Source organism: Providencia sp. PROV205 (assembly GCF_028479505.1).
Lineage (GTDB): Bacteria > Pseudomonadota > Gammaproteobacteria > Enterobacterales > Enterobacteriaceae > Providencia > Providencia huaxiensis.
On record NZ_JAMPNU010000001.1, the window covers coordinates 387945 to 409828 of the forward strand.

Sequence of the window (21884 nt, forward strand, 5' to 3'; positions counted from 1 at the left end):
TATGCTCTAAATACTTTGTGTTGCTATCGCTTTTATTGTGTCAGCCAATGGCGGCGATAAGCATCCAGAACAGGAAAAGCTTATGCTGAACAATGTAATGAATAATGCGCTCAGTGGTGTGAACGCTGCACAAGGCGGGTTAAGTGTGATTTCCAACAACTTAGCCAACGCAGGTGTGGGTTACTATCATCGCCAAAGTGCTGTTTTCGGGGAGAATCCCGGTACGATGACACCTAATGGCTATTTTGGTAACGGCACTTATTTCAGCCATGTTCGCCGTGAGTTTGATGAATTTGTCAATGCGCAGTACAGCCAATCTCGCGCGCGTAGCGGCGACTATGAGGCGTACGTTAAGAACTGTAATAAAGTTGATGATTTGCTTACTAATGATATCGAAGATATCTCGAGTAATATTGGCAGCTTTTTTACTGCGTTAGACGCGGCCAGCAGTGATGCCAGTGACAAGACGTTGATTGACGTTTTTTTAGGCAACTCAAATGCATTATTGAGCCAGTTTAAAGAAGCAGATCGTCGTCTGCAGGAAATGGAACGCGATACGAATCATCAGATAGAAAATAAAGTCAAAGATATCAATATCTACGCTGAAAAAATTGCCGGTTTAAACCAGCAAATTTCGCGGATCCGTTCAGTAAGTGGCTCAGAGCCAAACGATTTATTAGATGTGCGTGACCGTTTAGTCAATGAAGTTAACTCATTGGTTGGTGTGAAGGTTATTGAGCAAAACGGAAACTATAACGTGACGTTTGCCAATGGCTTGCCGTTAGTCACTGGTGAGAAAGCGAATCGCCTGGAAGCGGTTCCGTCTTCTAAAGATGATAGCCGTTTTAGTATAGGTTTTGTGGGGGCGAATGGCCAAGCGCGTGAAATCCCTGATGAATCATTCCGTGGTGGGGAGCTCAGTGGTATCTTGCGTTCTCGTCAAGAAGTCATGGACCCTGCTTATCAAAAACTCAATAAGTTAGCATTGGTTTTCGCGACTAAATTCAATGAAGTTCATAGCAAAGGTTATGATGCCAACGGTAACACTGGTAAAGACTTCTTTGAAATGGGTAAAGGCAGCATTGTTAGTAACACCCATAATAGTGGCAAAGCAGATTTTGATCTCAGTTATAGCGATGTGTCTAAAGTTACAGGCAATAACTACGAAATGCGTTTTGACGGCAATGAATGGAATGTCACACGTTTACCCGAAGGCATTAAAGTTCCTGTAGATTCCAATACTGCGGGTACACTGAAATTTGATGGTTTAGAAATCAAAATCAGCAATAGCACGGGTATGTCAAAAGGCGACTCATTTCTGGTGAAGCCAGTGAGTGGTGTGATCAACGGTATGCAGGTCTTGGTTAGCAATGCATCCGATTTCGCAGCTGCTGGAAGTAAAGACAGCGGCCCAGGTGATAATGAAAACATTAAGCAACTGGTTAAACTACAAGACGAAAAACTCATTGATGGTAGCTCCACGTTTTCTGATTTCTATGCAACGTTAGTTAATGATGTGGGCAGCAAAACCAAGCAAGCGCAAATTGATTCTGAAACACAGAACAAAATGACAGAAAGCTTCTATGAACAAGAGCAAGCTATTTCTGGCGTGAATATGAATGAAGAAAGTATTCAGATGCAGAAAATCCAACAGTTTTTCAATGCCAATGCGCAAGTGCTAAAAACGGTGGATGATTTATTTAACGCATTGATGCGTGCATTCTAAATATTAGCGATAGAATAAGGATTTAGCGATGCGTTTAAGTACCAATATGATTTATCACCAACGCTTGCAAGACATGAACAGCGCTCAAGCGCGTTGGATGGATGCAGGAAGCCAATTAGCGTCTGGTAAACGTGTAAGCAAGCCTTCTGATGACCCGCAAGCGTCTTCGCAAGCGGTACGGATTAACCAGTCAGAAAACCGTAATCAACAGTATGTTGCCAGTCGTGGATTTGCTAAAACAGGAATGACGTTGCAGATGAGCATTTTGACTCAGATGACAGATGTGACGACACAAATCGATACCACGATTATTCAGGCATCAAACCAAGGTAGTTTAAGCGATAAAGACCGTAATACCTTGGCAGAGCAACTCACGGGGCTGAAAGAGCAGTTAGTGGCGTTGGGTAATTCGACTGATGGCAATGGCCGATATATTTTCGCGGGTTTTAAATCAGATAAACCACCATTTGAAATCGATGCTAACGGTGATGTGTTGTATCACGGTGGCGACAAAGCGATTATGCAGAATGTGGCGAGTGACCGTGAGATGACAACTTATTTCACCGGTGCGCAAGTGTTTGATACGGACAGTAATGGGGTTGTCAATATTTTCAAAGCGCTGAATACGGGTATTGAGTCACTGAAAAAACCACTGCAAGGCGCACCTCAAGCAGATTTAGACCAAGCGCAATCTGAGTTAGGTGAAGCGAACCGTGCCATTAAATCCGCATTAGATCAAATTTCCAATATTGAAGCTAAGCAAGGCTTACAATTACAAGAAATTGATAAATTGAATTTTTTAGCTGACACGCGCTCAATTCAAAACGCAGCCCGTAAAAGTGAGTTGTTAGAAACTAACTGGACTGGCACCACCACAGATTATTATAAAGAAAAAGCGATGTTTGAAGCTTCACAAAGTATTTTTAAAGACTTAAATAGCATGTCACTTTTCGGTAGCCGTTAATTATTTAATATTATTTTTACTCACCGCGCTTTGGAGCGATCCAAGCGCGGTTTTTTTGTTTGGTTTTTTTAGTCACTACTTCAAAGTTTGAGTTCACTATTTGTGTTTTTCATATTGCATAAATTTGCGTTTGTTTTACCCTAATTTGACCTTTGATTTTTGCTCTTTAAAAATTCATTCACTAAACAATAAGTTACAACCAGTACTGAAAATAAAGCTATTTTTCATTTTTTAAAGTTAGCACGTTGTTTTTATTTGTTTTAATCTACAAAAGTTATAGTTCACTGCCACACAGGCAGCTTAGAAATGCATTATCTGCATGGCACGGCTCTCGCATTCGTTCACTGCCACACAGGCAGCTTAGAAACCGCGTTAATTGGTCAATACAGCGCCACAAAAGTTCACTGCCACACAGGCAGCTTAGAAAGCCAAATTCGCATGAAAAAAGACATTTTCGGGTTCACTGCCACACAGGCAGCTTAGAAAACCATTTATCAAGTAATTCTTTCAGTCTTACCGTTCACTGCCATACAGGCAGCTTAGAAATTGACTGGCGGTGGTTTCGTTCGCTCTAAATCGTTCACTGCCATACAGGCAGCTTAGAAAGTCAGATGTAGATACCATCTCTAGAAGCGAACTCAAAATTAATGAAGGTTAATTTTGGCTGATATCTTATTTGATTTTTTATACCCCCCAAACAGATTTGAATCAGCTTTTGCGTTGTAGTCCATAATGCTGCTCGAGTCTCAGATTTAAAAAATTCTATTGGTATTGTTCATTGTATTGACTGTATTTTGGCATAAAAAGCGCGGTAGTAATTGGTTGTCCAACTATTGGGGGGCACTTCGCTTTTAAATTTTCCTTAGGGTTTTCTTTTTGTAACAAAGCTAAACTAGATATCTAATTTCACTTGAACATCAATATGTATTTTGAAATAGATGATAAGCCACCATAACGGTAGCTTTTTGCTGTTAGATGACTTTACTATTTGATAGTATGAATTCCCTAATGTTTCACAATGGTTAAGTAGTAGCCTATGATTTTTTAAGTACTGATAGAAAAGTGAAAGAGTTAGGCATGCAACTTGAAAGTCGTAGCCAGTATCGATTTAGTCATAGCCATTAGCGTGTAAGCACCATATTTTCTAGGCTATAATTAATTAAGTATAGCAGTTTAAACCTCACATATGTAGGTATACAAATGATTGTTTTTATTATCAATCTGAAAGAAAGTTCTGAACGTCGAATGAAAATACAAATTCAGCTCGATAAAACTAAATTGAAATATGAATTTATCAATGCGATAAACGGGAAAGATCTATCAGACACTGAGCTTAAAGAGATTACTTATGACTATCCAAATTGTATGCTTTCAAAAGGTGAAATTGGATGTGTTTTAAGCCATTTGTCAATTTATAAAAAAATGGCAGATGAAAACATTGAGCAGGCATTAGTACTAGAAGATGATGCCACACTACCTCATAACATCGAATATGTAGTATCTAAAATAAAAAAAATAGATAAATTAACTAAGCCAAACATTTATTTATTATCATGCGTTGATAGCTACATAAAAAATCAAAAACTAGATAACAATATTTTCAAAGTTTATCAAGCTATTCGCTCTCATGCATACATTATCAACAAAAAAGCAGCTAAAAGACTCATATCATTCCAAACCCCAATTAAGTACGAAGCTGATATGTGGTGGTATTTTAGATATTTCAACTGTGCTAATATATATTGTTTTATACCGTCAGTCATACCTTATGATGATGAAACTAAAAGTATTTCTTTAATTGAGCAAGAGCGCCTACCATTAATAGAATCGAGAGAAAAATACAGAAGTCGACTTCGGAAAAAAATAAGAAATTATCAATATTATAGATTGAAAGATCTATTTTTAAAGAAAGTACTTCTAAAAATTGAATATTGTAAAAAATAACACTGGACGGGGCCTATAAACATAAAAACGCACAAGTTAGAATACTGATAGGGATGTAGAACGGGTCTACTTATTTCTTGATATTGCAGAGTACATGTACGTAAGACTTGGAGAACATTAAGAAAAATGGGGGGTAATGATCTTGTGTCAGTAAAAAAACTTGATATGATAATAAGCCGATTGTTACAACGGCTCTATTTTATGGGGTTAATTAGCAGTATTAATTTAAATCTTTACGCATAGCATTAATTAAGCGATTAACATCAAATTTACTCATAGGATCACCTATCGCAAGACCAAGATTATCACTAGTCGTTAGTTGAATTGCATTCGGGCTATTAGCACCAAAAATAATATTACAATTCTGATTTAAAACATTACGTTTATTATTATAGACACAATATTGTTTTATATTAAAAGCACTTGCTAAGTGAACAATCGCGGTATCTACAGAAACAACCACATCAGCATTTTCAACTAGTGCGAAAGAGTTTCCTGCATCACTATATGGATTTAACACCACATTTTCTAATGATTCACAGTTAATATTATGACCTAAATTAAAAACAACTGTTTTATAATCGTTTAGAGAGTTTAGATACTCGATTATTTCATTTATTTGTTGCATTGAAAAAGAACGTTCACTTTGTGATGCATAAGGATTAAGTATGATTAGTTTTTTATTTTCTTTTATTGAATTTGCATAGTCATGAGCAGACGAAAATTTGACACTATCAAAAGATAATTTGTATTGATAATTTTTAGTATCTAGCTTTAAATAGTCTAGAACCTTTCTCATTCGGTCAGTCAAATGAGACCCACCGTCACTGTGTAGATTTATATCGTATATACTTGCTTTAGGCTGATCGAAACCAATTGATTTTGCAGGGTTTAATAGAAATAAGGTTTTTAACCTATGGCGTATAGAATGGTCAAAATCAAAAATATCAATAACTAGATCAATATTAACTTTTTTTAATTCACTCACTAGTTCAGGTATTTTCTTTTTATCAAAAGAATAAAAACCATCATTCCCGATAATATCAGAAAATAAAAAACTTAATCCTTCTGGAGCAATAACGTATACTTTTTTACCACTAGACCTAATTTTTTCAATTAGACCTGATGTAATAATAGCATCTCCTATAGCCTTTGCGTGCATGAAAATGCATACGTTATTGCAATCATTTACATCAATGTTTTGTTTTTTATAAAAAAGCTTCATAAACCATAGGTTCAGTTTAAACTTGATTTTTTTTGTTTTTTCATTTCTATATCTATTTATCTTTCTTAATATATTCATCTTCTAATTTTCACACTTAAATTTTATAAGTAAGAGCATAGCTATTATAATAATTATGATTGTAAGTTATTCAACTTAAATATTACTGATAAATGATTTAAGACCACATTCCCATACTGTCGTAGTACATCAGCATCAAAATATATATTAATTATTCTTACTCGACATTGACTAACCCTATACCACAGCATCAATATGATATAAGCGTTGGTTACAGCGAAAGCCGCCCTTGAGCCTGAATTTTCTGTCTTCCCTGAATAGATGTGTGTAGTTGTCGAGGTCACTGCCATAAACCGCATAAAAAAGTTATCAAAGAGGTATTTTTTACTCACCATTTTGTGAAACTCTTCGCAAATTGGACTTTAGTCATGGGTTAAGACTTGTTTCGTAAGTTAAAGCTTATTCTAATAGGATTAATTGATTCAAAAATCTTATTATTTAAGGACGAAATTTAGCGTTTATGGATGATTTCTCGCCGAGTGACTTAAAAACTATTTTGCATTCAAAACGTGCCAATATGTATTACTTGGAACATTGCCGAGTGATGCAAAAAGACGGCCGAGTGCTCTATTTTACCGAAGCCAAAAACGAAAACCTCTATTTCAATATCCCGATTGCGAATACCACAGTTTTATTACTGGGAACAGGAACCTCCGTCACTCAGGCGGCGATGCGAATGCTATCCCAAGCAGGGGTACTCGTTGGCTTCTGTGGTGGTGGGGGAACGCTACTGTATATGTCCACCGAAGTTGAATGGCTAACGCCACAAGGGGAGTATCGGCCAACGGAATATCTACAAGGCTGGCTATCCTTTTGGTTTGATGATGAAAAACGTTTAGCGGTGGCTAAGATATTACAGCGGTCACGCATCAAGTACTTACAACAAGTATGGCAAAGCTCACGTGAGCTACAAAATGAAGGTTTTACCTATAACGACAGCACTATCCAATCCGCATTAAACATCTTTCACCAACGCACTGACGCAGCCCAAGATACACAAGAATTATTACTCACCGAAGCCCAACTGACTAAAACCTTATATAAGTATGCAGCGAATAATACGGGGCAAAAGAATTTTACGCGTCAGCACCAAGCCACCGACAAGGCTAATGACTTTTTAAATCATGGTAATTATTTGGCTTATGGATTGGCGGCGAGTTGCCTTTGGGTATTAGGTATTCCTCATGGCTTTGCGGTAATGCACGGTAAAACTCGTCATGGGGCTTTAGTCTTTGATATTGCTGATTTAATTAAAGATGCCATTGTTTTGCCGTGGGCATTTATTTGCGGTAAAGAAGGGGCGAGTGAGCAAGAGTTTCGCCAGCAAATTTTGCAATCCTTTGTTGACCATCAATCCCTTGATTTTATGTTCGATACCGTCAAGTCACTGGCTTTACTAGCAACAAAAAATCCACAACAGGTGACGTCCCTATGATGGTTACCTTTGTTTCTCAATGTGAAAAGCATGCATTAAAACGAACTCGGCGAGTGTTAGATGCATTTGCTAACCGACTTGGTGATAACACATGGCAAACCTTGATCACGCAAGAGGGTTTGCAAATGGTTCAAAAATTGTTGCGTCGTAGTGCCAGCCGTAATACGGCGGTAAGCTGCCATTGGATCCGCTCCCGTTCGCGCAGCCAGTTACTTTGGGTGGTTGGAAACAAAAATAAATTTAACTCGCAGGGGTATGTTCCGGTTAATCGAACAGAAAAATCCTTATTGGCTAGTGAACGTGAAAATAATTGGAAATATCTGTCGTTAATCAATGCATTAACGCGTTTAGCTGCCTTGCTTCATGACTGGGGAAAAGCCTCTCAGTTATTTCAAGACAAATTAAACCCGCACAGTAAAAACCATTTTAAAGGGGATCCGCTACGTCATGAATGGGTTTCTTCATTATTATTCAGTGCATTGGTAAAAAGCCAAGGTGATCCGCAACAAGACGAAAGCTGGCTTGATGCACTAGTTAATTCCTCATGGCATGAGCTGCAATTACAAACGTGGGTAAAGGAAAATAATCATTGTGAAACACCATTCAGCCAATTACCTGATGCGGCCTCGTTATTGGTGTGGTTGATTGTTTCTCATCACAGATTACCATTCTTAGGGAATGATAAAGAGCGCTTATCCTATGCAGATAAAAGCAGTGACTCGCTAGCGAAACTATTAGAAACGTTGGATAAACATTGGGGTTATCAAAATTATTATGATGAGGCTGAATATTCACAGCGTATTCATCAATGTTTTGAATTCCCATATGGCTTATTGAGCGAGTCAAAAGTATGGCAACAAGCACTCAGTCAGGCGGCAGAACACCTTAAGCATCAACTTCCTCTGTTAAACGAAGCGTTAGATAATGGCTGCTGGCGGTTGGTTGCGGAACAGGCGCGCTTATGTTTGATGTTAGGGGATCATAATTATTCATCAAAAGAGGCGGACTCAGCATGGCAGTCAGATATTCCATTATATGCCAATACCCAACGTTTGCATGGGCACACTGAATATAAGCAACGACTCGATGAACACTTAGTGAATGTGGCTAATATTGCGGCTAACGTCACGGAATACTTACCATTCTTCGCAACAGAGCCACCTGTCGCAAGTGACATCAACGAACTTAAACACGATAAACATGCCACAGGGAAATTTAGCTGGCAGGAAGATGCAGTTAACGCCATTGACCAATATCGAGAAGAACAACAAGATAAAACGCAAGGGTATTTTGTCATTAACATGGCGAGTACCGGCTGTGGTAAGACAATCGCTAATGCCAAAATTATGCAGGCGCTTGCGGAAGATAAACAAAGTTTACGGTTTATTTTAGCGTTAGGGCTGCGAACACTGACCCTACAAACAGGGGATGAATATCGAGACCGATTAGGCGTCGAAGATGATAACCTTGCTGTGCTGATTGGTTCAAAAGCGGTATTAGAACTCCATCAAGAACAACAAAATAACATTGAAGAACAGCCTCTGTCAGTGGAGTCAGGCTCTGAGTCCCAAGAAAGCCTTTTTGATGATGAAAGGTTAGAACTAAACTGGCAAGGCAGTTTACCGGAAGAAGAGCTCTCTACGGTATTAACAAGGTCAAAAGACAGAGCGTTGCTGTACGCGCCGATCTTAGCCTGCACCATAGACCATATAATGGGTGCCACAGAAACCACTCGAGGTGGGCGTTATATCCTCCCTTACCTGCGGTTAATGTCATCTGACTTAGTGATTGATGAGATTGATGATTTTACGGGGGATGACTCGAAAGCGATTGGGCGTTTAGTCTATCTAGCTGGGGCCTTGGGTCGTAAGGTGATGATTTCATCTGCTACTATTCCCCCAACATTAGCACTTTTCTATTTTAAGGCTTACCAATTAGGTTGGCGAATACATGCACTTAGCCAACAAAAATCACTGCAAGTGGGGTGCGTATGGGTGGATGAGGGGCAATATGACGGGAAGAAAGATAAATGTTTGCGTTCATGCCAAATTGCAACCATCACGGCTGTAGATGATGACATTACTCTTAATCATTACCGTCAATACCACCATACTTTTATTGAAAAACGCATTAAAGTGCTGCAATCACAGGCAGCGCGTCGCAGAGCGTTTATTGTGCCGATGCAAAAAGAACAAGGCCCTGATCGACAAACGCAATATTTTTCTCATATTCAGCAGGGGATCTTAGGCCTGCACCAAATGCATTTCTGCACTGAAAAGCAAACCCAACTGCAAGTCTCCTTTGGTGTTGTACGTGTTGCCAATATCCCCGTTTGCGTTGCATTAACCCATTATTTATTAGCGAGCGAATGGCCGGAAGGAGTAGAAATTCGCACGATGGCTTACCATAGTCAGCAAGTGCTGCTGCTACGTCATGAACAAGAAAAACACCTTGATGCGGTATTGAAGCGCAAAGAAAAAATAGGGGAGCCCCCGGAGGCTTTCCAAAACCCCGTCATTCGTCAACATATCGACCATGTTCATCAGCAAGGTAACGCGAAACAGCTTATTTTTATTTTAGTAGCAACGCCTGTTGAGGAAGTCGGCCGCGACCACGACTTTGATTGGGCTGTAATTGAACCATCTTCTTATCGCTCTATTATCCAAATGGCTGGGCGAGTGCGTCGGCACCGAGAGGGGGAAATTAGCAGTCCCAATATTGCCTTGTTGCAATATAACTGGAAAGGCTTTATTGAAGAAAAACCGCAAGATGTTTTTTATAAACCGGGCTATGAAAATGGCAATCTAAACCTACGGCTATCCACCCATGACCTGTGTGAGCTGGTGGATGAGCCGCAATTGCAAAATTCTGTCGATGCAATTCCTCGAATTCAACAAATCCCGAATTGGAAAAGCCAGCAAAAAAACAGTTTGGCTTGTTTAGAGCATGCATCAATCGAGCGATTGATGGGCGATATTACCGATCTTAAACCCAAAACAACAACGCATTCACGCCTGCTTTCTCAATCAATAGAAACTCCGTTAAATACACCTAACACGCTTTGGGGATATACCTGTGGGGTTTGGGGGCTAACAGCTCTTTCTCAGCAGTTTTTTTCATTTAGAAAAAGTGAACCAACAATGTGTTTATCGTTGATTTTATCGGCAAAAAATAACCCGTATTTTTGTGAATATGATAAAGACAGTGGTTGGGTAAAAGTTGATGGTAAATATGGGATAGGTTTTCAGCCACTGGCCGAGTCACTAAAACAGAGATTATGGCTAGTACGTGATTATCAGCAATCCTTAGAAAGTCGTGAAAATGAATACCAGTCAGCGGAACAACTTTCTCGACGTTATGGCGAAATCAGTTTCTCACCACGCGAAAAAAGTGGAGTTCATTTTTATTATAACGACCAAATGGGACTCAGCACACTTAATGTTTCCGAGTAAAAAATTCAGTCACAAGGACCATTTACTATGTTAGATCCAGCAATAGAGGTCTTTTTTGCGGAGCGCAAAGAGGGATGGCTTAAAAAAAATGTAAAGGCGTCGATGAGTGATAATGAACTTCTGCAATTGCAGCAGGAATGTGATGCGGCTTTTTCATTGTCACAGTGGTTGCCGAATGCGGCAAAGCGGGCAGGGCAAATATCGTTATCCACTCACCCTTGCACCTTTAGCCACCCAAGTTCTCGAAAGAACAAAAATGGTTATGTCACTGCAATACTGGCCAGTTCTGCTCAGGCAAATGACGGTTTTTTGCGAACAGGGAATGTTGTTGTTGAGACGGACGCGTTAGGTAATGCAGCAGCGCTTGACGTGTATAAATTCCTTACCCTTGAGTTGCAAGATAACAAAACATTATTGGCGCATATTGAGGATGAAACGTCATTAGCAAAAGACCTGCTTAAACAAGGCGATGAAAACTATCAAGTCCTGCGGGACGGTTTTCTGGCTATGGTTGTGTCAGATGATACGGTAGCGACGAGTTCAAAAATCAAACAAGTTTATTTTCCTGTTTGGCTAGAGGGTAGCGAATATCACTTATTATCACCATTAACCCCATCAGGCTTAGTTTTCGAACTGCGTAAACGCATTGATGCTATTCGATTTTCTGAACAGACTAAAGCACTGCGAGACTTAAAACGTAAAGGGGAATTTAGCGACATTGGCTATCAAGAAATTTATGGTCTTACAACCATTGGTTACGGGGGAACTAAGCCACAAAATATTTCCGTGCTCAATAATCAAAATGCAGGTAAAGCGCATTTGTTACCCTCACTTCCGCCTAAAATAGCGCAACGAAAGCTACGTCTACCTACCCATGATTTCTTTTCAAATACGTTAAGTCCTTGGCAAGTAAAAGAAAGCTTAGAGGCATTTCATGGCTTGATTTCACTACCCAAAGAGCTGCGTGGCAGCCGTTTTATTGAATATCGAGATAGACGAATTCAAGAATATCTCGATTACGTTATGTTAACCATGTGGGAAGTACGGCGCGAATTTGAACAATATGGCATTCAATTACCAGCCGAACTCGCTAAAGTACAACAAACTTGGTTGTTTCCAGACCAACAGCGGCGCAATAACTCAGATGAATGGTTAGAGGGGGTGATCCTCCTTATTGCCCAGCAATTTATGCGGCATTACAAAAAAGTACTGGGGAAAAAAGCGATAAGTTTAGGGGATGATGAACTTGCGGCTATCGCGGACGTTATTGCCATTAATAAGGAGCTATTACGATGAGTTCCACTTATATACTTAAACTGCCGCATTTAAAAATTCACAATGCAAATGCGTTATCTAGCCCTTATACCATTGGTTTTCCAGCCATGACGGCTTGGTTAGGTTTTATGCATGCCCTAGAGCGCAAACTGGGTGACGATGGCTCGCTAAATATTATTCTCGATTCCATCGCCATCATTAGCCATGACTGCGACTTACAAACTTATCGTGGGGCCAATGATTATGTTAGTTCCATTGTGGGAACAGGCAACCCATTAAATAGTGATGGCTCGCGCTCTGCATTTATCGAAGAAGCCCGTTGCCACTTAGACGTTTCTTTGTTGATTAAATATGGCATTAAAAACAATAAGGTGATTGAAGGTCTTCCTGAATATTCACCGCTACTAGATGTTATCCATGATTTAGTGATGACCATGAAACTCGCTGGGGGCGATATTTTGTCATTAGGGAAGCCATCGGTGCATATTTTGCCATCGGAAGATGCGAATGGGAAATATAGACAAAAGTTACTCAATAGCGTCATGCCTGGCTATGCATTGATTGAGCGTCGCGACTTAATGATTGGCGCAATGAATAATGGGCAAGATGCCATAGATGCTCTGTTGGATCATGTGGTCGTGGAAAACTATTGTGTTGATACTGGAAAAGAAAATGGGAACAAGATGTCATTTGAATGGCGAACTCAGCGTAAAACGGCAGGTTGGATTGTTCCAATAGCAACTGGATATCAAGGTATCTCCCCGTTAGGGCAAGCAAAAAACCAGCGAGACTCAGAAGTGCCGCATCGGTTTGCCGAAAGCGTTGTCACGTTAGGGGAGTTTGTATTAGCAAATCGGGTGAATAACATTCATGACATTTTATGGGGATTTAAGTTTGTTGAGTCCCAAAACCTGTATTTATGCCAACAAGTGGCAGCTAACTTTATTTCGAGTGGAGAGTAATAATGGCGAAGAATAATGATGTTGCATCGGTTTTAGCATTTGAAAAAAAATTGGTTCCATCAGATGGCTATTTTTACGGTACATGTTGGGATAATAAATCGCAATTTTCACCATTGTCGTTACAGGAAAAATCTGTACGAGGGACGATTTCAAACCGCTTAAAAGGCGCGGTGAAAAGTGACCCTTTAAAATTAAATTCAGAAGTGGAGAAAGCCAATTTACAAACAGTGGATGCCTGTGCATTAGGGACTGAGCAAGACACTTTGGTTCATCAGTTCACCTTAAAAGTGCTTGGAGGCGTTGAAACGCCATCGGCTTGTAATAACGCATTGTTCAAACAAAGTTATGCGCAAGCGGCTAAAGATTACATTGAAAAACAAGGCTTCCAAGAACTAGGCCGCCGTTATGCCCAAAATATTGCCAATGGGCGCTTTTTATGGCGCAACCGTGTGGGGGCTGAACAAATCGAGGTAGTAGTTAAAGTCCTTAATAAAGGCCAATCAATGGAATGGGTGTTTGATGCGACACAATACAGTATTCATCAATTTGATGCGAAAGATGAAAAAATCACTCAGTTAGCTGAAAAAATTGCGGCGGCTTTAACACATCCCCAAGGCGCTTTACTCTTGGAAATCACTACTTATTCTCAATTGGGTAAAGCACAAGAAGTGTACCCGAGCGAAGAATTGGTGATGGATAAAGGCAAAGGGGATAAAAGCAAAATCTTATATCATGTAAATGGACATGCAGCGATGCATTCACAAAAAATTGGTAATGCTTTGCGTTCTATTGATACATGGTATCCCGCGTATGGTAGTGAAAGCGGCGCAGGGGCTATCGCGATCGAACCTTACGGTGCTGTGACTAACCTTGGAACGGCTTATCGGACACCAAAAGATAAGCAGGATTTTTATACCCATTTTGATAAATGGGCGCGGGGTGAAAAACTACCACGCATTGAAGATGAACACTATGTAATGGCGGTTTTAGTACGCGGTGGCGTGTTTGGTGAAAGCGACAAATAAGGTGGGCTATGAATTATTATCAGGAAGTCACTTTATTGCCTGACTCAACAGTTCCACTGGATTTCCTCTGGCAAAAAGTTTATCAGCAAATTCATATTGCGCTGGCGGATAATAAGACGTCTCAGGGGCATAGCACGATTGCAGTTGCCTTCCCTGAATATGGCAGCGTAGGCTTTCGCTTAGGCAAAAAAATCCGTTTACATGCGAAAACACCAGCTGAACTTGAGCTGTTAAATGTGCAAAAGTGGTTAGCACGGTTAATGGATTACGTGCATATTAAATCGATTCAAACCGTACCTGAACAGCATGTCCAAGTAAGCTATATTCGAAAGCATGTAAAAGGTCAGAGTCGAATTGAAGCCGATATGCAGCAAAAAGCGCGATTATGGTCTGAAAAATCAGGACAACCATTAGAACAGTGCTTAAAGACGTTGTCTGCGAGTAAGCCAAAGGCGGCTAATCGCTTGCCATTTATTTGGGTTGAAAGCTTACATGCCAGAGATAAGCAAGCTGAAATCCGGTCTTTTCCTTTGTTTATTAAAAGGATAGACGTTACACAAAAGCAAGTTGGGGTGTTTAGTTGCTATGGTCTTAGTCAAGCAACTAATGACTCAGTTTGTTTAGCAACGGTTCCACATTTTTGACCTTTGTTTTTTGCTCTTTTAAAATTGGTTAATAAATCAGTAAGTTATAATTATCAGTAAATAAAAGGGTATTTTTCGATAAATACCCTTAACTGATTGTTATTACTTGTTTTTTGTTTTAAAGTGCATTGTTCACCGCCACACAGGCGGCTTAGAAAAGTTAATCAACGCTTGGCTATGGAAACAAAGAGTTCACCGCCACACAGGCGGCTTAGAAAACCATATTGACAGCTTCAATGTTCAGCAACGCGTTCACCGCCATACAGGCGGCTTAGAAAGAACAGTAACAGTGAATCATTGACTTTATATCGTTCACCGCCATACAGGCGGCTTAGAAAAAGCGCGAATCAGCGTGGTGCGAGTACGGATTGTTCACCGCCATACAGGCGGCTTAGAAATAACACACCAAATCATAAGGACTTCTAGATGAGTTCACCGCCATACAGGCGGCTTAGAAATTGTCAATACCGCAGGTATCGTCTCTGAGTACGTTCACCGCCACACAGGCGGCTTAGAAAATAATCCAAGCAGCAGCATCTTCTTGCGAAATGTTCACCGCCACACAGGCAGCTTAGAAATTATAAGAAAATACCCATTATTTATTATTGTCTACGCTATTTTAAGATAAACTTTATTTACTTTTAATTAGTCATCCCATATTAACTTTTAATCTTTACGTTAAAAACAATTCATCTTAGATTTCTCTCCGTACCGTATTAATTAAGTAGATAGATAACTGTCAATTGACAGCTTAGAAACGAAACAAGTAATGGGTATGATTACCGCCACGCAGGCGGCTTTTTATGATAATGCCTGAAACAAGTATTGGGTTTTATATGTCGATTTAATAAAAGGAAAAGTCAATGAGTTTTGAATTCGAAATAAGTTTTTATATATTTACTTTAAGAATCAGAATGACCAAATGGTTTTACTAATTAATTGATTAAGTATCGATACTCAAACAAACAAATTAAACATCAACGATAACTGCTCGAAAGCTTGGTGGATAAGCCGCTCGGTGTAGCGGGGGAGGATAGAGATAATCACTCCTAACATACTGATACCGATAGTTAAGGTGAGGGGGAACCCCACGACAAACACCGACAACTGCGGGGTCATGCGGTTTAGGATACCCAGAGCAAGGTTTAGAATTAAAAATAAGGTGATAAACGGCAAAGCTAACATTAACCCATTAATAAATATAGTGTTAGCAAATTGAGCAAATACCCAAAAACCATCGCGATTTAATGGTGCGGTTTGAATTGGGAGCAGTTCAAATGAATTGACCACGATATAAATAAGCCACAAGTGCCCATCGAAAGCGAGAAACAATAAAAGGGTGATGACGTTAAATATGCGACCTAAAATCGGCATATTGGGTCCACCTGTTGGGTCAAAAAAGGTGGCGAACGATAACCCCATTTGTAAACCAATCACTTCCCCTGCATGACGTACGGCAGCAAATGCCATTTGCATTGTGAGCCCCATCGCAACACCAATCACCATTTGTTGCACGATAACCCATAGCCCCATAGCAGAAAACAATGGGATATTGACGACCGGAAGTTGGGGGGAAACAATCAAGACGACAAAAAAAGCTAATGCGACGCGAACTTTGGTAATTGCCTGTTTTTCATTAAAAAAGGGCGCTGTACCAAGCAGCGCCAAAAGGCGTATGAAAGGGTAGAAACCTTGGCTTAGCCACAGTGTGAGTGTTTCACTGGTAATGGTTAGCATTGTTAACCAATAATAAAGGGTAAGCTGCTAAGCAAAGACCGCATATAGTCAATGAGCAAATTCAGCATCCAGGGACCTGCAATAATGATCACGGAAATGACCGACAAAATTTTAGGAATAAAAGACAATGTCATTTCATTCACTTGTGTGGCGGCTTGCAGTAAGCTGATAATTAAACCCGCGGCTAAAGCGGCTAATAACAAGGGAGCCGCTAGCATCAGTGCGATTTTCATCGCCTCTGTTCCCATCGCCATCACTGATTCAGGTGTCATGACTACTCCGAGTAAAATAATCCTAATTAAAAAAGCTTTGCGATAATGAGCCAAGCAATAATTGCCAGCCATCGACTAATACAAACAGCATTAATTTGAATGGCAATGAAACTGTTGCGGGGGGAACCATCATCATCCCTAATGCCATCAAGACACTAGCCACCACTAAGTCGATGATTAAAAATGGAATAAAAATGGTAAAGCCAATTTGGAATGCGGTTTTGAGTTCGCTGGTAATAAAAGCGGGTACTAAAATACGTAACGGAACATCTTTCGCTTCTTGAATTTCACCCACTTTCGCTATCCTTGCAAACAGGGCTAAGTCAGATTCGCGCGTTTGTCCTAACATGAAGGTTCTTAATGGGGCGGTTCCTTTCTCTAAAGCCGTTTCGAGGCTAATTTTGTCTTCGCTAAACGGCTGGTAGGCTTCGCGGTAAACTTGGTCGGCAACGGGTGACATCACAAAAAAGGTCAAAAATAGTGCCAAGCCTAGTAAGACTTGATTCGGAGGAGCGGAGGGCGTTCCGAGTGCGTTACGCAATAAACCTAAAACAATAATGATGCGGGTAAAACTGGTCATCATTAACAATAAGGCGGGAATAAAGCCTAGTAAGGTTAAAAATAATAGCGTTTGAACGGGTAAAGACCAAGTTTGACCGCCATCTGCCATTGAGTGGCTAATAATGGCAGGCAGTGCCGCAGAGGCGGAATTTGGCAATAAAAACAAGAGGGCAGTAATCGTAAATAGAGATTTAAAAGATAACATGAGCGTTTCCGATTACTTATGTATAGATGTAACTGAAGCCGCAAATTTTGCAGCCTCTTGTTTTTTCTTTAATAAAGACTGAAATGTGAGTGGTTCAACTGGCAATGCCGTTGTGTTTTCAGGCTCTGACGGATATTGGTGTAAGAGGCTGATATTTTGTGAGGTGACACCTAATACCAAACACTCATTGTTCACCTCGACAACCACAACGCGTTCTTTATTACCCAGTGAGCAGCGACTTTTGACTTTTACGATTTGCTCTTTGCCCATTTTTTTTGGGGCAAATCCTAATTTTTTCACCAACCAAGCCCCTGCTAATATCAATAAAATGATCCCCCCTAAAGCGCCCGATATTTGCGTCAAGCTATCATTGTGGTCAATAGCCGGTGCATTAGGTTCACTGGAGGAAACGGTTGTTGATAAAAAAGGCACAGATGTCGGTGCCTGCTCAGCTTGATTGGATATTGCCATTATTATCGACTCATGTTGTTATTTAACGACTTAAACGGCGCATACGTTCGGAAGGCGTAATGATGTCAGTAATACGAATACCATAATTGTCTGAAACCACGACCACTTCACCCTGTGCGATCAAATAGCCATTGATTAAAATATCCAATGGTTCACCCGCTAAGCCATCCAGAGACACCACAGAACCTTGGGATAAGCTCAGTAATTTTTTTATGGTCATTTTAGTGCGGCCCAGCTCTACTGACAGGCGCACTGGGATGTCCATGATCATATCGATGTCGGACAATTGGTTTAATGGGTTTTGTCCATCAAAGTTATCAAAAGCCTGTGCACCAGCTGAGGCGGATTCCGCTTTTTTTTGCTGTTCCAGCGCTTCAGCCCATAGGTCTTCACTGTCGTGATTGGTTGATGCATCAGGAGAGTTCTTCGCCTCACTCATTGGTACTTTCCTCATCTAGAGTGTTTAATACAGGGTTAATCAAATGTTCTACACGCAATGCATACTGGCCATTTTGAGTACCGTATTGACTGGTTAATACGGGAACACCATCAACATTAACGATGAGGCGGTCAGGCTTCTCAATTGGGAGCACATCCCCTTTTTGCAGCTGCAGTAAGCGAGAAATTCGCATTGGAATGTCAACAAAGTTGGCGACCAATTCAAGTTCGGAGCGTTTTACTTGGGTAACAAGGTTGGTTACCCAAGTTTCGTTTTCTTGGTGACCTTGTTCCATTGGTGGGTTAATTAAGCGCTCACGCAATGGCTCAATCATAGCGATCGGAATACAAATACTGAATTCACCAACGGTATTGCCTATCTCCACTAAAAACGGTGTGGTGACTACGATGTCATTTGGGGACGTCGTGATATTGGTGAATTTGACTTGGATTTCAGAGCGCACATATTCCACTTCAATATCAGCAATGGGTTTCCAAGCATCGCGATATGCCCCTAAAGCGAGCTTGAGCATGCGATTGATAATACGTTGCTCAGTATTGGTAAACTCTTTACCTTCTTGTCGTACAGGAAAACGGCCATCTCCACCAAACAGATTGTCGACAGCGATATAAACTAACGCAGGCTCAAAGGTAAACAATGCTGTGCCCCGTAATGGCGGCATATGAATTAAGTTTAAGTTAGTTGGGACAGGTAAATTACGTGCAAATTCGTGATAAGGTTCGATTTTAATCCCACCCACCGTAATATCTGGGCTGCGACGTAACATATTGAACAAACCCATACGGAATTGGCGAGCAAAACGTTCATTGATGATTTCGAGAGACTGCATTCGTTCTCGAATAACTCGACGTTGAGTATTCGGGTCGTAAGGGCGAACATTATCTTTCCCTTGCGTCTCTGGTACAGGCGTACTGCTTGATGGTGCATCGTCATTAAGCAGCGCATCAATTTCGGCCTGAGATAAAATATTATCGCTCATGAATATTACCGCAGAATAAAAGTAGTGAATAACACATCAGAAATATCCTGATCGGTATCCCCCGGGATCAGGGTAGGGGTGAGGGTTTGCTTAATATCTTTCATTAACTGCAACTTACCTTCATGTGTCTCGATATTTTTTGCTTTTTGCTCTGAAAGCAGCAGTAACAAACGGCTACGTACTTCAGGGAGGTATTCATGAAGCTGTTTACGCGATTTTTCATTCGCGAGTCGTAAAGTCACATGGATATAGAGCACGCGATCAGGCGTATCAGCAGCACCGGTTAAATTGACGGTAAATGGCTCTAATTCCATAAAAATAGGCTGTGGCATATTCGGGCGCTTTTCTTCTTCACTATCCGTTTGTGCGCCTTGTTGTGTCGTCCACCAGGTATAACCCCCAAACCCTGCACCAGCAAGGGCAAGAAGGGCAAATAGAATAATCAACCCTTTGTTGGAACTGTTTGATTTTTTGCTCGACGACATTTAGCTGAATTCCTGTTTCTTGGGTGCTAAACCCAGATGGGTTTTTACGTTATGATCTCTAGCATTATGGCTTGGTTGCCAAGAGTTAAAGGAGTGAAAAACGAAACAAAAAGGCGGTAACTCGGCGCTTTAGCTAGGAAATTACCGCAATTTGTTTATTTTTTACGCAAAAGTGTTAATGCCACCTTGTCGTGATGCTGTTGTTATTGGTGAAACAGTTGTATTCGCTTCGCTAATACCAACAGCTCCCATGGATGGATGTGTTGCTTGAATTTGTCCATCGTGTTGGTGGGTACTTTGTTGCGGGTTATCTGACTGATGGTTCAAATTATCTTGACCGACAGAGCCTTGAGCTAGGTGAATGCCACTTTCTTGTAGTGCGCTACGTAGCACAGGCATCATGGACTCCATTGCGGCTCGCACATGACTATGCGGGGAGACAAAGTGCATCACGGCTTGGTTATCTTCGATACGTAAATGCACATTGAGCGAGCCTAACTCTTCTGGGTGCAAACGAATCTGTGCCTGAGATACCCCTTGGCGAGAGAAAAATAACATATGTTGGCTTAATTGCTGCTGCCACGCTTCGCTGCCTAATTGGCTAGCTAAATGCATAGTTGGTGTTGCCGTGGGCGCATTCATTGCAGCGGCCTGTGCGGTCGTTGCCGTTGGCATCATACTAACTGGCATAGTTGTTGTGTGCTGTGAGGATGTGGTAGTAAAAGCGCCAGTTTCAGTTTGTAGTGTAAATGCGCTTTTCGTGGTTTGGTTTAGGGCCTCGCTGGAAACATTTTGTAGGTTTAATACTGGGTCTTTATCACTCACTTTTTTATTCAATGGCATAAAATCAGCAGTTAAATTTTTGCCACGTATATCGCGTTGGTTATCAAGGGGAAAAAGAGACTGATCACGGCGTTCTTCTTTTTCATTCTTAATAAATACCCCAAGTTCAGGGCTGTCTTCTTCGCCTGCGATTTGTTGCTGTGAGCTTTCAAGGTGTTTGCCATCATCTTCATTAATGATGCCATTTGTATTATCCGTTAGATGCTGCATTTTTTGAGTAAATGCGCCTAGAACTGGATGGGATTCAGTTTTGATTGCCGTACTCGCCACCGTTTGCACTTGGCCAGTTAATGACTGTTTCAAGTTATTTAGCCATGCTTGTTTGTTGGTATCTTTGCCTGTCAATAACTCTGTATTAAGTGCAGTTTGCACGCTATCGGCACGCAAGTTACGGCTAAAGTTCAGTTGTTCAATTGTGTTTTCAGCATTTTTTTGCCCAACTTGGGTTTGTTCAACAGTTTCTTTACTCGCTATTGCCAGTTTGTTGTCAACAATGTCTTTGTTAAGCGCTTCTTCATTGACTGGTTGATTGGCGGCATTTTGTTTTTCAATCGGTTGCTGGTTATCAAGCATGGCTTGAAAGGGGAGTGCAGGGGCTTGATTTTCATCAGTGCGCGATTCATTTTGTTGTATATTGCCATTTTTAGTCGATGATGCGGCTGGCACATTCAGGGCATTGATGTCCATTTATTGAGGTCTCCGTAAAGTCGCTCGCTGAGCAAACTCGTCCATTTGCTTTTGTTCTAAGCGGTTTTGACGTTGGTATTCAGTATGTTCAGCACGTTGAATTAATGTGTCGAACGCATTGACACGCTGTTGTTTTTCTTGCCAATGACGGTTAGCTTCGCTAACGCGTTGTTCCCATAAATTTAGTTGCTGTTGCTGTTGTTCGATGGTCAGTTCCAATGTGACCAAAAATTGCTGATAATTCTGCCACTTATCCGATTCCATACCCGTATGCAAGGTTTGGTTGAGTTTTTGACGATACTCGGATTGGTAGTTTTCCAACATATTCAGTTGCTGCGCCATTTGTGTATGGGTTTGGCGCACTTGAGCTAACACCTTAGCCGCTTCTTCTGAGGCTTCGACGGCTAAGGTGAGTAATGTTGTTAAGGCATTATTTTTGGCCATTTATCCCCTC

19 protein-coding genes and 2 CRISPR repeat arrays are annotated in these 21884 nt (G+C 40.7%); of the genes, 9 read left to right on the plus strand and 10 right to left on the minus strand.

The window, feature by feature from the left end; genetic code table 11:
- Nucleotides 1–82 precede the first annotated feature (82 nt).
- From flgK to PR800_RS01860, 3 genes are all read left to right on the plus strand, one after another.
- Nucleotides 83–1726, plus strand: a complete 1644-nt coding sequence (gene flgK / locus PR800_RS01850) for a flagellar hook-associated protein FlgK (protein WP_272530085.1) — start codon at nucleotides 83–85, stop codon at nucleotides 1724–1726.
- A 28-nt stretch (nucleotides 1727–1754) separates the two neighbouring features.
- Nucleotides 1755–2690, plus strand: coding sequence for a flagellar hook-associated protein FlgL (flgL, locus tag PR800_RS01855; protein ID WP_102139603.1), 936 nt, complete (start codon nucleotides 1755–1757; stop codon nucleotides 2688–2690).
- Nucleotides 2691–2969: 279 nt separating this feature from the next.
- Nucleotides 2970–3296: direct repeats of the CRISPR family, unit length 28 nt; unit sequence GTTCACTGCCACACAGGCAGCTTAGAAA.
- A 594-nt stretch (nucleotides 3297–3890) separates the two neighbouring features.
- The gene (locus PR800_RS01860; protein ID WP_102139605.1) at nucleotides 3891–4634 is read left to right on the plus strand and encodes a glycosyltransferase family 25 protein; all 744 of its coding nucleotides are present in this window, start codon (nucleotides 3891–3893) and stop codon (nucleotides 4632–4634) included.
- A gap of 220 nt (nucleotides 4635–4854) precedes the next feature.
- Here the strand turns inward: PR800_RS01860 and PR800_RS01865 are convergent, their stop codons facing one another.
- A complete protein-coding gene (locus PR800_RS01865; RefSeq protein ID WP_272530087.1) occupies nucleotides 4855–5937 on the minus strand; it encodes a glycosyltransferase family 9 protein in 1083 nt (360 codons plus the stop codon).
- A gap of 460 nt (nucleotides 5938–6397) precedes the next feature.
- Between PR800_RS01865 and cas1f the strand changes: the two genes are divergently transcribed.
- Genes cas1f through cas6f form a run of 6 tightly spaced genes read left to right on the plus strand, consistent with a single transcriptional unit; the run spans nucleotide 6398 to nucleotide 14730 of the window.
- On the plus strand, nucleotides 6398–7372 hold the full coding sequence (gene cas1f / locus PR800_RS01870; RefSeq protein ID WP_272530088.1) for a type I-F CRISPR-associated endonuclease Cas1f: 975 nt from the start codon (nucleotides 6398–6400) through the stop codon (nucleotides 7370–7372).
- Nucleotides 7369–10824: a type I-F CRISPR-associated helicase Cas3f gene (gene cas3f / locus PR800_RS01875; RefSeq protein WP_272530090.1), complete on the plus strand. Its 3456-nt coding sequence runs from the start codon at nucleotides 7369–7371 to the stop codon at nucleotides 10822–10824. Before cas1f ends, cas3f begins: the two co-directional genes overlap by 4 nt.
- A gap of 27 nt (nucleotides 10825–10851) precedes the next feature.
- On the plus strand, nucleotides 10852–12120 hold the full coding sequence (csy1, locus tag PR800_RS01880) for a type I-F CRISPR-associated protein Csy1 (RefSeq protein WP_102139609.1): 1269 nt from the start codon (nucleotides 10852–10854) through the stop codon (nucleotides 12118–12120).
- Complete coding sequence (gene csy2, locus PR800_RS01885) at nucleotides 12117–13061, plus strand: type I-F CRISPR-associated protein Csy2 (protein WP_210843782.1); 945 nt, start codon at nucleotides 12117–12119, stop codon at nucleotides 13059–13061. Before csy1 ends, csy2 begins: the two co-directional genes overlap by 4 nt.
- Nucleotides 13062–13063: 2 nt before the next feature.
- On the plus strand, nucleotides 13064–14086 hold the full coding sequence (csy3, locus tag PR800_RS01890) for a type I-F CRISPR-associated protein Csy3 (protein ID WP_210843784.1): 1023 nt from the start codon (nucleotides 13064–13066) through the stop codon (nucleotides 14084–14086).
- An 8-nt stretch (nucleotides 14087–14094) separates the two neighbouring features.
- Nucleotides 14095–14730 carry a type I-F CRISPR-associated endoribonuclease Cas6/Csy4 gene (gene cas6f, locus PR800_RS01895; protein WP_272530091.1) on the plus strand — a complete coding sequence of 212 codons (636 nt, stop codon included), beginning with the start codon at nucleotides 14095–14097 and terminating at the stop codon, nucleotides 14728–14730.
- 130 nt (nucleotides 14731–14860) lie between these two features.
- Nucleotides 14861–15308: direct repeats of the CRISPR family, unit length 28 nt; unit sequence GTTCACCGCCATACAGGCGGCTTAGAAA.
- A 379-nt stretch (nucleotides 15309–15687) separates the two neighbouring features.
- Here cas6f and fliR read toward each other — a convergent pair.
- The 9 genes from fliR to fliJ all read right to left on the minus strand — a co-directional run bounded on the left by fliR (nucleotide 15688) and on the right by fliJ (nucleotide 21874).
- Nucleotides 15688–16467, minus strand: a complete 780-nt coding sequence (gene fliR, locus PR800_RS01900) for a flagellar biosynthetic protein FliR (protein ID WP_102139614.1) — start codon at nucleotides 16465–16467, stop codon at nucleotides 15688–15690.
- Between the two features lie 2 nt (nucleotides 16468–16469).
- Nucleotides 16470–16739: a flagellar biosynthesis protein FliQ gene (gene fliQ, locus PR800_RS01905; protein ID WP_102139615.1), complete on the minus strand. Its 270-nt coding sequence runs from the start codon at nucleotides 16737–16739 to the stop codon at nucleotides 16470–16472.
- A 22-nt stretch (nucleotides 16740–16761) separates the two neighbouring features.
- Nucleotides 16762–17505, minus strand: coding sequence for a flagellar type III secretion system pore protein FliP (gene fliP, locus PR800_RS01910; protein WP_102139616.1), 744 nt, complete (start codon nucleotides 17503–17505; stop codon nucleotides 16762–16764).
- Between the two features lie 12 nt (nucleotides 17506–17517).
- The gene (gene fliO, locus PR800_RS01915) at nucleotides 17518–17976 is read right to left on the minus strand and encodes a flagellar biosynthetic protein FliO (RefSeq protein ID WP_102139617.1); all 459 of its coding nucleotides are present in this window, start codon (nucleotides 17974–17976) and stop codon (nucleotides 17518–17520) included.
- Nucleotides 17977–17998: 22 nt separating this feature from the next.
- Nucleotides 17999–18415: a flagellar motor switch protein FliN gene (gene fliN, locus PR800_RS01920; protein WP_004255621.1), complete on the minus strand. Its 417-nt coding sequence runs from the start codon at nucleotides 18413–18415 to the stop codon at nucleotides 17999–18001.
- Entirely contained in the window at nucleotides 18408–19415 is a 1008-nt protein-coding gene (gene fliM, locus PR800_RS01925; RefSeq protein ID WP_195698506.1) for a flagellar motor switch protein FliM, read from the minus strand. Before fliM ends, fliN begins: the two co-directional genes overlap by 8 nt.
- A 5-nt stretch (nucleotides 19416–19420) precedes the next feature.
- A complete protein-coding gene (gene fliL, locus PR800_RS01930; protein ID WP_102139619.1) occupies nucleotides 19421–19900 on the minus strand; it encodes a flagellar basal body-associated protein FliL in 480 nt (159 codons plus the stop codon).
- Nucleotides 19901–20062: 162 nt separating this feature from the next.
- Complete coding sequence (locus tag PR800_RS01935) at nucleotides 20063–21430, minus strand: flagellar hook-length control protein FliK (RefSeq protein WP_181489856.1); 1368 nt, start codon at nucleotides 21428–21430, stop codon at nucleotides 20063–20065.
- Nucleotides 21431–21874, minus strand: a complete 444-nt coding sequence (fliJ, locus tag PR800_RS01940) for a flagellar export protein FliJ (protein WP_102139621.1) — start codon at nucleotides 21872–21874, stop codon at nucleotides 21431–21433.
- Nucleotides 21875–21884 lie beyond the last annotated feature (10 nt).